Raw genomic sequence first — 2544 nt, forward strand, 5'->3', positions numbered from 1 at the left:
GTAAGCGTCCAGCCATCCCATCTTGAATCTGCGATAGGAGCATAGGACGCTCGTGTCCACCTTCAACATTTTTGGTGGACACGTGAGCACTATCTCCGAACAAGCCGTCGGCACACGCCGGCGCCGTCGAACGCACAGCGACGAATTCAAAGCCAGCGCGGTAGCCTCGTGCATGCAGCTAGGCATGTCGATGGCTGCAGTGGCGATGGCCCACGGCATCAACGCCAATCTGCTGCGCCGTTGGGTGCACGAAGCCGAGCTGGGCCGTAGCGCTCTACCCCTACGGCCGCAAGTGATCTCCAAGCCTCCAGCGAGGCCGACGGCGGCGGCCTTCGTCCCGATGCAACTGCCCGCCCCATGCGCTGCACCCGACATCCGCATCGAATTGCGCCGCGGGCCCACCGCGATCAACGTGAGCTGGCCCACCGAGGCCGCCGATGCATGCGCAGCCTGGATGCGCGAGCTACTGAGGTGATTCGCATCGACGCCATGTGGCTGTGCGCCCAGCCGCTTGACATGCGTGCCGGCGCAGACCGGCTGCTCGCCCGAGTGGTCGATGTGTTCGGCGTCGCCCAGGCGCACCACGGCTACTTGTTCGCGAACACGCGCGGCACGCGCATGAAGCTGCTGGTACACGACGGCTTTGGCGTGTGGTGCGCGGTGCGGCGCCTGAACCAGGGCCGCTTCGTGTGGCCCAGCGCTGCGGCCGGCGCACTTCCCGCACTCAGCCAGGCGCAGTTCGACGCCCTCGTGCTCGGCCTGCCGTGGCAGCGTCTGGAGCACATGCAGCTCATCACGCACGTGTGAGGCTGGGCCCGGCGCGCAGCCTGGGAAGGTGCGCGCGCGGGGCAATCCGTTGATTCCCCGATGACGCATGCCCGGCCGCTAAGGACAATGGCGGCATGCTCGATGTGACCACGCTCAACGCCCAGGACCTCAAAGGTCTGAGCAAGAGTGCCGTCACCGAGCTGGCAGTCGCGCTGCTGGCACAGCTGGCCGCCAAGGACGAACACATCGCTCAGCGCAATCGCGAGATCAAGTTCAAGGACGCCAAGATCGAGCGCATCACGTTCGAGTTGGCACGCCTGAAGGCCTGGAAGTTCGGGGCCAAGACCGAGCGGATGAATGCCGAACAGCGGCAGATGTTTGAAGAGACAGCGGCGGAGGATGAGGCCAGCCTGCAGGCCCAACTACAGGCCCTGCAGGGTGCATCCGAGCCAAGTACCTCGCCCACAGCAGACAAGCGCCAGCCGCGCCGCCATCCCCTGCCCGAGCAGCTGCGTCGCGTCGAGCATCGCCACGAACCTGAGAACACCACGTGCCCATCACCAGGGTGCGGGCAGCCGATGGTGCGCATCGGAGAAGACGTGAGCGAGCGCTTGGACATCGTGCCGGCCGAGTTCTTCGTGCACCGGCATGTGCGCGGCAAGTGGGCCTGCAAGTGCTGCCAGGTGTTGGTGCAGGAGCCGGTGGCGCCGCAGATCATCGACAAGGGCATGCCGGCCTCAGGTCTGCTGGCGCACACCCTGGTGAGTCGCTTCGTGGATCACCTGCCGTACTACCGACAAGAGCAGATCAATGCCCGCTCGGGCGTGCACACGCCACGCTCGACGTTGGCGGCATGGTCGGGTGCTGCGGGCGCCAGCCTGCAGCCGCTGTACGACGCGCACCGCGCATTCGTGCTCGGTGCACAGGTGCTGCACGCCGATGAGACGCCGGTGAGGATGCTCGACCCAGGCGCGGGCAAGACCGCCAAAGCCTACATCTGGGCGTATGCGCGAGGCGAGCACGATCCCATCCCCGGGGTGATCTACGACTTCTGCACGGGCCGTGGCGCGAAGTATCCGATGGCGTTCCTCCAAGGGTGGAGCGGCACTGTCACCAGTGACGATTACAAGGGCTACGACGCGGTGTTCCGTGCAGCGGGGCGCACAGAGGCTGGATGCCTGGCGCACGCGCGGCGCAAGTTCGATGAGCTGGCCAAGGCCAACGCCAGCCCGGTGGCGGCGCAGGCCATCCAGCGCATCGCGGGGCTGTACCGGATCGAGCACGAGGCAAGCGCCATGAAGGCGGCGGATCGGTTGGCGTTCAGGAGATTGCACGCACAGCCACTGTGGGACGAGTTGCACGTGTGGCTGCGCCTGGAGAGAACGCGCGTGGCCGACGGAGGTGGCATCGCTACTGCGCTGGACTACAGCCTCAAGCGTTGGGATGCATTGGGCCGCTTCATGCACGATGGTGAGGTCAGCATCGACAACAACCATGTCGAGCGCCTGATGCGCCCATGGGCGATGGGGCGCAAAGCATGGCTCTTCTGCGGCAGCAAACTGGCCGGTCAGCGCGCCGCCGTCGTGATGAGCTTGGTGCAGTCGGCCAAGCTGCACGGACACGATCCATGGGTCTACCTCAAGGACGTTCTGGAGCGGCTGCTGGCGCATCCGTTCCATCGGATCGACGAGTTGCTGCCGCATCGCTGGGGACCGTCCGCCTGACCACTGGCTTGCCTTGCCTCTACCGTCAAGATGGGATGGCTGGCCGCTTACG

General features: G+C 65.8%; 3 protein-coding genes. All 3 read left to right on the forward strand.

Annotation, left to right across the window (positions count from 1 at the left end; translation table 11 throughout):
- The first annotated feature begins 52 nt into the window (after positions 1-52).
- The 3 genes from AC3WPZ_RS27885 to tnpC all read left to right on the forward strand — a co-directional run bounded on the left by AC3WPZ_RS27885 (position 53) and on the right by tnpC (position 2492).
- Positions 53-475 (forward strand): transposase, encoded by a 423-nt coding sequence (locus tag AC3WPZ_RS27885; RefSeq protein ID WP_492442600.1) that lies wholly within the window; start codon positions 53-55, stop codon positions 473-475.
- Positions 476-489: 14 nt separating this feature from the next.
- A complete protein-coding gene (gene tnpB / locus AC3WPZ_RS27890; RefSeq protein WP_492442604.1) occupies positions 490-807 on the forward strand; it encodes an IS66 family insertion sequence element accessory protein TnpB in 318 nt (105 codons plus the stop codon).
- A gap of 95 nt (positions 808-902) precedes the next feature.
- Positions 903-2492 carry an IS66 family transposase gene (gene tnpC, locus AC3WPZ_RS27895; RefSeq protein WP_492442602.1) on the forward strand — a complete coding sequence of 530 codons (1590 nt, stop codon included), beginning with the start codon at positions 903-905 and terminating at the stop codon, positions 2490-2492.
- Positions 2493-2544 lie beyond the last annotated feature (52 nt).

This window comes from Hydrogenophaga sp. FW305-3-2-15-A-LB1, from assembly GCF_058787875.1.

What these genes read in the sequence shown, in the direction of transcription:
- tnpB (WP_492442604.1), top strand. Translation starts at nt 490, where the DNA reads ATGTGGCTGTGCGCCCAGCCGCTTGACATGCGTGCCGGCGCAGACCGG.
- tnpC (WP_492442602.1), top strand. Translation starts at nt 903, where the DNA reads ATGCTCGATGTGACCACGCTCAACGCCCAGGACCTCAAAGGTCTGAGC.